The 6991-nt window shown below is 70.2% G+C and carries 8 protein-coding genes; 7 read left to right on the top strand and 1 reads right to left on the bottom strand.

Translation table 11 applies throughout. From position 1 onward, the window contains the following. From PHC73_RS09980 to PHC73_RS09950, 7 genes are all read left to right on the top strand, one after another. A partial coding sequence (locus PHC73_RS09980; RefSeq protein WP_300127444.1) for a glycosyltransferase family 4 protein occupies window positions 1–1193 on the top strand: 1193 nt, incomplete at its 5' end. Window positions 1194–1312: 119 nt separating this feature from the next. Next, the gene (locus tag PHC73_RS09975) at window positions 1313–1603 is read left to right on the top strand and encodes a nucleotidyltransferase family protein (RefSeq protein ID WP_300127441.1); all 291 of its coding nucleotides are present in this window, start codon (window positions 1313–1315) and stop codon (window positions 1601–1603) included. After that, on the top strand, window positions 1600–1962 hold the full coding sequence (locus PHC73_RS09970; RefSeq protein WP_300127438.1) for a DUF86 domain-containing protein: 363 nt from the start codon (window positions 1600–1602) through the stop codon (window positions 1960–1962). Before PHC73_RS09975 ends, PHC73_RS09970 begins: the two co-directional genes overlap by 4 nt. A gap of 85 nt (window positions 1963–2047) precedes the next feature. Further along, the gene (locus tag PHC73_RS09965; RefSeq protein WP_300127435.1) at window positions 2048–2632 is read left to right on the top strand and encodes a Uma2 family endonuclease; all 585 of its coding nucleotides are present in this window, start codon (window positions 2048–2050) and stop codon (window positions 2630–2632) included. A 9-nt stretch (window positions 2633–2641) separates the two neighbouring features. After that, the gene (locus PHC73_RS09960) at window positions 2642–3625 is read left to right on the top strand and encodes an SDR family oxidoreductase (RefSeq protein WP_366949851.1); all 984 of its coding nucleotides are present in this window, start codon (window positions 2642–2644) and stop codon (window positions 3623–3625) included. Next, window positions 3626–4642, top strand: coding sequence for a glycosyltransferase family 4 protein (locus PHC73_RS09955; RefSeq protein ID WP_300127429.1), 1017 nt, complete (start codon window positions 3626–3628; stop codon window positions 4640–4642). Between the two features lie 7 nt (window positions 4643–4649). Further along, the gene (locus PHC73_RS09950) at window positions 4650–6518 is read left to right on the top strand and encodes a nucleoside-diphosphate sugar epimerase/dehydratase (protein WP_300127427.1); all 1869 of its coding nucleotides are present in this window, start codon (window positions 4650–4652) and stop codon (window positions 6516–6518) included. A gap of 43 nt (window positions 6519–6561) precedes the next feature. On the opposite strand, the gene PHC73_RS09945 is transcribed toward PHC73_RS09950, so the two are convergent. Next, window positions 6562–6991: alpha/beta hydrolase (locus tag PHC73_RS09945; protein ID WP_300127424.1), on the bottom strand; the 430-nt coding region annotated here is incomplete at its 5' end.

Below are 6991 nucleotides of genomic sequence, written 5' to 3'. Positions count from 1 at the left end.
CTCGCCTGGCCCTGATTTCCAGTCAGGCTTTCTCGATCGGCAACTTCCGCGGCCCATTGGTGCGCGAGCTGGTGCAGGCTGGCGTCGAGGTGTTCGCGCTGGCGCCGGACTATGACGACCGGCAGCGCGACATCGTGCGGGCCCTCGGCGCCCAGCCGGTGGACATTTCGCTCGACCGCACCGGCATGAATCCGCTGCGCGACGGAATGGACATGTTGCGCCTGGCGGCGGTGCTGCGCCGGCTGCGCGTGGACGTGAGCTTTGCCTATTTTGCCAAGCCCGTGATCTACGGCACGCTGGCGGCCTGGCTGGCGCGCGTGCCGCGGCGGGTGGCCATGATCGAAGGCTTGGGTTACGTGTTTACCGCGTCTGGCGACCGTCTACCTTGGCGGCGTCGTCAGTTGCGCGGTGCCGTGGGCCGCCTTTATCGCGCAGCGCTGGCGAAGGCGGCGCAGGTGATTTTTCTGAACTCAGACGATGTGGACGAATTCGTCTCTCGGGGCCTGGTTGCGAGGCAAAAAGCCTTTCGCCTTGGTGGCATCGGCGTCGACCTCGCCGAATGGCCGCCGGCGCCGCCGGTGCTGGGCCCGGTCACCTTCGTGCTGGCGGCCCGCCTGCTGCGCGAGAAGGGCATTGCCGAGTACGCCGAAGCGGCCCGGCGGGTGAAGGCCCGCCACCCCGAGGCGCGGTTCGTGCTGCTGGGCGGCCTCGACCCCAACCCGGGCGGCCTCACGCGCGCCGAGGTCGAGGCGTGGGTGGCGCAAGGCGTGCTGGAATGGGCGGGCCACGTGGACGTGAAACCCTGGCTGGCCCGGGCGAGCGTTTACGTGCTGCCCTCTTACTATCGGGAAGGGCTGCCGCGCAGCACGCAGGAGGCGATGGCGATGGGCCGGCCGGTGATCACCACCGACGCGCCCGGCTGTCGCGAGACGGTGATCGACGGCGAGAACGGCTTTCTGGTGCCGGTGCGCGACGTCGACGCACTCGCCGAGCGGATGAGCCGGTTCATCGAGCAGCCGGCGCTGATCGAAACCATGGGCCGGCGCAGCCGGCAGTTGGCCGAGGAGCGCTTCGACGTGCGCCGGATCAATGCGCAGTTGCTGGCGGTGCTCGGCGTTACCGGCGCGCCGCAGATGGGCGCCGGGTCGGGTGCCGTGCCTCGCCCGGGAATTCGCGGCTGCAGCCGCTCCTGATTTATTCGGCGCTTTCGTTCGGGGCACGCGGGCGTGCACCGCGCGGCGGCCAGGCCGGTGGGCGACCATGCCCAAGCTCATCGGTGGCGGCCGGTGAGGGCCGTCGCTAGAATCAGGCCATGAGGCCCTCGGACGCGATATTCAGGCACGCAGCCGCCATCCGCAGCGTGGTGGAAGCACACCACGCCCGCAATGCGCGGGTGTTCGGCTCGGTACTCCACGGTCGAGATACCGAGAACAGCGATCTGGATATTCTGGTTGATCCAACACCCGAGACGACGTTGCTGGACATTGGCGCCATCCGCCACGAACTGATCCAACTGTTGGGTGTTGAAGTGGATGTATTGACGCCCAATGCGCTGCCCGACCAGTTCCGTGCCCAGGTGCTGGCAGAGGCGCGGCCCGTATGACATTGGCCCCGCCGCGACTGGTTGATTATCTGACGCACATCACCGAGGCCATCGAGCGGATAGCCCGCTACACCGAGGGCGTCAGCGAGCCAGCGTTTGCGCAAAACCCAATGATCCAGGACGCGGTGATCCGCAACCTGGAGATCATCGGCGAAGCCAGTCGGAACATCGAGCAAAGGTGCCCGGAGTTTGCAAGGCAGTACCCTGACCTGCCGCTGAGCGCCGCCTACCAAATGCGCAACGCGGTGGCGCACGGCTATTTCAAGGTTGATCTGGAAATGGTCTGGAAGACCATCATCCGCGACCTGCCGCCTTTGCAGCGGCGGATTCAGCGAATATTGTCGACACTGTCGCGTTGACGGCGTCGCTCAGCCCATGTGTCGAATGCCCGCCGAGCGTAAGGCGGCCGGATAATCGGCCGAACCGTATTTGGAGGACCGCCCGATGGGACTGCCCAAGCGCGACCAGGCGCGTCACACCTATGCCGAGTACTGCAGTTGGCCGGACGACGGTCGCTGGGAGCTGATCGATGGCGTCGCCTACGCCATGGCGCCGGCACCGCCGCGGCGGCACCAGGAAGTGCTGCTCGAACTGGCGCGCCAGGTGGCCAATGCGTTGCAGGGCCAGTCGTGTCGGGTGTTCATCGCGCCGTTCGACGTGCGCCTGCCGCGCGCCGGCGAGCCGGACGACGCGGTCGACACGGTGGTGCAGCCGGACCTGTCGGTGGTGTGTGATCCGGGCAAGCTGGACGAGCGCGGCTGCCGCGGCGCGCCGGACTGGGTGGTGGAGGTGCTGTCGCCGGCCACGGCGGGGCACGATCACATCCTCAAGCGCGCCGTGTACGAGCGTGCCCAAGTGCGCGAGTACTGGCTGGTGCACCCGGTGGACCGCATCGTGACCATCTATTGCCTGCAGGACGGGCGCTTTGGCGTGCCCGAGGTGCGCGAGTTCACCGGCCGCCAGGCGGTCGGCGCGCTGGCGCAGGTGGAGATCGATTGGGAGCCGATCGCCGCGCTGACGGCGGATTGAGGCGGGTCGATGTCTGAAGGTTCTTTCAATGCTCCGGCGCCTGGGCCCGTGCTGGTGACGGGCGCGTCGGGCTTTGTTGGCCGTGCGCTGGTCGAGCGGCTGCTGGCAGACGGCGTGCCGACGCTGGCGGCCGTGCGCACCGCGGCGGTGCTGCCGGCCGGCGCGCGGCAGGTGCACGCGCCGGATCTGGGTCCGGATGCCGACTGGCGCGCCGCGCTGGACGGCGTGGCCTGTGTGGTGCATCTGGCGGCACGCGTGCATGTGATGCGCGACGACGCGGCCGACCCGCTGGCCGAGTTCCGGCGGGTGAATGTGCAGGGCACGCTGGCACTGGCGCGGCAGGCGGCCGAGGCCGGCGTGCGGCGGCTGGTGTTCGCAAGTTCCATCAAGGTCAACGGCGAAGGCAGCGCCCCGGGCAGGCCGTTCACGGCCGACGATGTGCCCGCGCCGTGCGATCCGTACGGCATCTCCAAGCACGAGGCCGAGCAGGCGCTGTGGGCGGTGGCGGGGCAGACCGGCATGGAGCTCGTCATCGTGCGCCCGGTGCTGGTGTACGGGCCGGGCGTGAAGGCGAATTTCCGCAGCCTGATGGGCTGGCTGGCACGCGGCCTGCCGCTGCCGCTCGGCGCCATCCACAACCGCCGCAGCCTGGTCGCGCTCGACAACCTGGTCGATCTGTTGACGACCTGCGTCGATCATCCGGCCGCCGCGGGGCAGGTGTTTCTGGCCGGCGACGGCGAGGATCTGTCCACCACCGAGCTGCTGCGGCGTCTGGGCGTGGCGCTCGGCAAGCCGGCGCGCCTGTTACCGGTGCCGGCCGCTTGGTTGGAGGGTGCGGCACGCCTGCTCGGTCGCGCGCCCGTGGCCCAGCGCCTGTGCGGCTCGCTGCAGGTGGACATCGGCAAAGCCCGCGATCTGCTGGGCTGGACGCCGCCGGTGACGGTGGACGACGCGCTGCGAAAAACCGCCCGTGCTTTCCTGGCGCAGCGCTGAATGAGCGCGTGGCTTGTGCTGCCCGCGGTCGCGGCGCTGGCGTGGTGGCTGACCGGCGCCATGCGCCGTTATGCGCTGGCGCGCCGCCTGCTCGACATCCCGAACGCGCGCAGTTCGCACACCACGCCGACGCCGCGCGGCGGGGGCGTGGCCATCGTGACGAGCTTTCTACTGGCCGTGCCGTGGCTGGCCGCCAGCGGCATCGTTCACTGGCGCAGCGCCTGGGCGTTGCTGGGGGCTGGCGCCGGCTGTGCGCTGCTCGGTTTTCTGGACGACCACGGCCACATCGCGGCGCGCTGGCGGCTGCTGGGGCATTTCGCCGCCGCCGGCTGGGCGCTGTACTGGCTGGGCGGCGCGCCGCCGCTGACGCTGTTCGGGCACACGCTGGCCGCCGGTTGGCTTGCCGCTGGGCTGGCGGCGCTGTATCTGGTGTGGCTGCTCAATCTGTACAACTTCATGGACGGCATCGACGGCATTGCCGGGGTGGAGGCGATCGGCGTGTGTCTGGGCGCCGCCGGCGTGAGCCTGCTGGCCGGGTGTGGGCCCGCCGGGGTGTGGCCGCCGCTGCTGCTGGCCGGCGCGGCGGCTGGGTTTCTGGTTTGGAACTTCCCGCCGGCGCGGATTTTCATGGGCGACGCCGGCAGTGGGTTTTTGGGCATCACGCTCGGCATCCTGTCGCTGCAGGCGGCCTTGGCGCAGCCGCGCCTGCTGTGGAGCTGGCTGATCCTGCTCGGCGTGTTCGTGGTGGATGCCACCTTCACGCTGCTGCGGCGCCTGCTGCGTGGCGAGCGGGTTTATGAGGCGCACCGCAGCCACGCCTACCAGCACGCGGCCCGCCGGCTGGGGCGTCACCGGCCGGTGACGCTGGCGGTGGCGGCCATCGATCTTGGCTGGCTGCTGCCGATCGCCGCCTGGGTGGCGACCGGCGGGCTCGACGGCGGCGTCGGCTTGCTGGTCGCCTATGCACCGCTGCTGGCGCTCGCGGTATGGTTGCGCGCCGGTCAGCCCGAAACGTGAGGCCCGCATGATGAAGTCAAAAGGCCGCATCGGCCTGGTCGTATTGCACGATGCCCTGGCCGCGTGCCTGGCGTGGCTGGCGGCGTACGCGCTGCGCTTCAATCTGAGCCTGCCGCCGGCGTACCTGGATGACGCCTTGGCCGCGATGGCGTGGGTGGTGCCGCTGCAGGCGGTGCTGTTCTGGCGCTTTGGCCTGTATCGGGGCCTTTGGCGGTTCGCCAGCCTGCCGGACTTGCGGCGCATCGTGCGCGCGGTGGCGGTGGCCGCGCTGCTGGTGCCGTGCGTGCTGGTGCTGTTCCGCGTCAAAACGGTGGTGCCGCGGTCGGTGCTGTTGCTGGACCCGTTGCTGCTGGTGCTGCTGATGGGTGGCAGCCGCTTTGCCTACCGCACCTGGAAGGACCAGCGTCTGGGTTCGACTGCGGGCGAGTCGCAGCCGGTGCTGGTGCTGGGCGCCGGTAGCGCTGCCGACATGTTGCTGCGCGAGCTGTACCGCGCGCCCGCGCCGTGGCGGGTGGCGGGCTTGCTGGATGACGATCCGCGCCTCAAGGGTCGCCATCTGCACGGCGTGCCGGTGCTCGGCAGGCTGGACGAGGTGGCGGTCATCGCGCCGCGGCTGGGCGTGCGGCAGGTCATTTTGGCGCTGCCGGCAGCCTCACACGCCCTGCGGCGGCGCCTGCACGATCTGTGCACGGCCGCCGGCCTTGCGGTGCACACCGTGCCGGCGCTGGACGATTTGCTGCACGGGCGGGTGACGGTGAGCGCGCTGCGCGCGCTCGAGCTCGACGACCTGCTCGGGCGCGATCCGGTGCAGCTGGACGACGTGGGGTTGGCGGACTGGCTGCGCCCGCGCTGCGTGCTGGTGACCGGCGCCGGCGGGTCGATCGGTTCGGAACTGGTGCGGCAGATCGTGCGCTTTCGGCCGCGCCGGCTGGTGCTGCTGGAGCAGTCCGAGTACGCGTTGTACCGCCTGCGCCAGGAGCTGGAGGCGCAGGCGCACGACACCGAGCTGGTGTGGGTGATCGGCGACGTCAAGGACGCCGTGCGCATGGAACATCTGCTGCGCCAGCAGCAACCGGCGCTGCTGTTCCACGCCGCCGCCTACAAGCACGTGCCGCTGATGGAGGAGAACCCGCTCGAGGCGATCAAGAACAACGTGCTCGGCACCTGGGCGGCGGCGCGGGCGGCGCAGGCGGCGGGGGTGGAGAAGTTCGTGCTGGTTTCCACCGACAAGGCGGTCGAGCCGACCTCGGTCATGGGCGCCACCAAGCGCCTGGCCGAGCTGGTGTGCCAGGCACAGCAGCGGCCGGGCGGCACGCGTTTCGTGGCGGTGCGCTTCGGCAACGTGCTGGGATCATCCGGCAGCGTGGTGCCGTTGTTCCGGGCGCAGATCGAGGCCGGCGGGCCGATCACCGTCACGCACCCGGACGTGACGCGCTATTTCATGTCGATTCCGGAGGCCGCGCAGCTGGTGGTGCAGGCGGGTTTGATGGGGCAGGGCGGCGAGATTTTCCTGCTCGACATGGGCGAGCCGGTGAAGATCGTCGACCTGGCGCGGCTCATGCTGCGCCTGGCCGGGCGCAGCGAGGCCGAGATTCCGATCGTCTTCACGGGACTGCGGCCGGGCGAGAAGCTGTTCGAGGACCTGCACTCGCAGCGCGCCGGCGTGGAGCCCACAGGGCACCCCAAACTGTGGCGGGTGCGCGAGCCGACGCTCGATGCCGAACAGGCGGCGCAGCTGCTGCTGGACCTCAAGGCGCGTGTGCAGACCGGCGATGCCACCGGCCTGCGGGACTGGTTGCTGCGGCTGACCCGCGGCGATGCCGTGGCCGACGGGCCGACCGCGCCGGCGTGGCGGGATCTGCCGTCGGCGTCTTGAGGCGCCGGGCGCAGGCAGTCGTTGCTGTGCCGAAGCGGCGGCCTCAGCCCGCCCCGCCGTAAAGCCGCACCCCGGCCAGAAAGTTCAGCACCGCCCGGTTGAAATCGGCCGGGTTTTCGATGGCCACGTAATGCCCGCAGTCCGGCAGCAGGAGCGCGTGGCAGTCCGGGTAGTCGGCCTTCCAGTGGGCGATCATCTCGTGCGGATGCGGGTCCTGCACGCCCATCAGCACCAAGGTCGGGATGCGGTGGCGGGCCAGCGCGTCGCAGATGGCCTGCTTGGCGGCCGGGCGCAGCAGCGGGAAGTTCAGGAATGTGAGCGGCGAGGTCTCGGCGTACATCTGCCGAAAGCGCTCCAGGATGGCCGGGCTCGCCATCAGCCGCTCGCCCCAGAAGGTGCGCGTTTGCTTGCGCGCCTCGAATACCGCCAGCATGCCCTCGCGGCGCGCCACGTCGTGCAGGCGCTCGAAGCCG

This window comes from Immundisolibacter sp. (genome assembly GCF_028696615.1).
Lineage (GTDB): Bacteria > Pseudomonadota > Gammaproteobacteria > Immundisolibacterales > Immundisolibacteraceae > Immundisolibacter.
Note: the sequence above shows the minus strand (reverse complement) of the source record. Positions and strands in the feature narration are given on the sequence as shown.

Excerpts from the sequence above, each read along its gene's own strand:
- PHC73_RS09975 (WP_300127441.1), top strand. The coding sequence starts at position 1,313 with ATGAGGCCCTCGGACGCGATATTCAGGCACGCAGCCGCCATCCGCAGC.
- PHC73_RS09970 (WP_300127438.1), top strand. The coding sequence starts at position 1,600 with ATGACATTGGCCCCGCCGCGACTGGTTGATTATCTGACGCACATCACC.
- PHC73_RS09965 (WP_300127435.1), top strand. The coding sequence starts at position 2,048 with ATGGGACTGCCCAAGCGCGACCAGGCGCGTCACACCTATGCCGAGTAC.
- PHC73_RS09960 (WP_366949851.1), top strand. The coding sequence starts at position 2,642 with ATGTCTGAAGGTTCTTTCAATGCTCCGGCGCCTGGGCCCGTGCTGGTG.
- PHC73_RS09955 (WP_300127429.1), top strand. The coding sequence starts at position 3,626 with ATGAGCGCGTGGCTTGTGCTGCCCGCGGTCGCGGCGCTGGCGTGGTGG.
- PHC73_RS09950 (WP_300127427.1), top strand. The coding sequence starts at position 4,650 with ATGATGAAGTCAAAAGGCCGCATCGGCCTGGTCGTATTGCACGATGCC.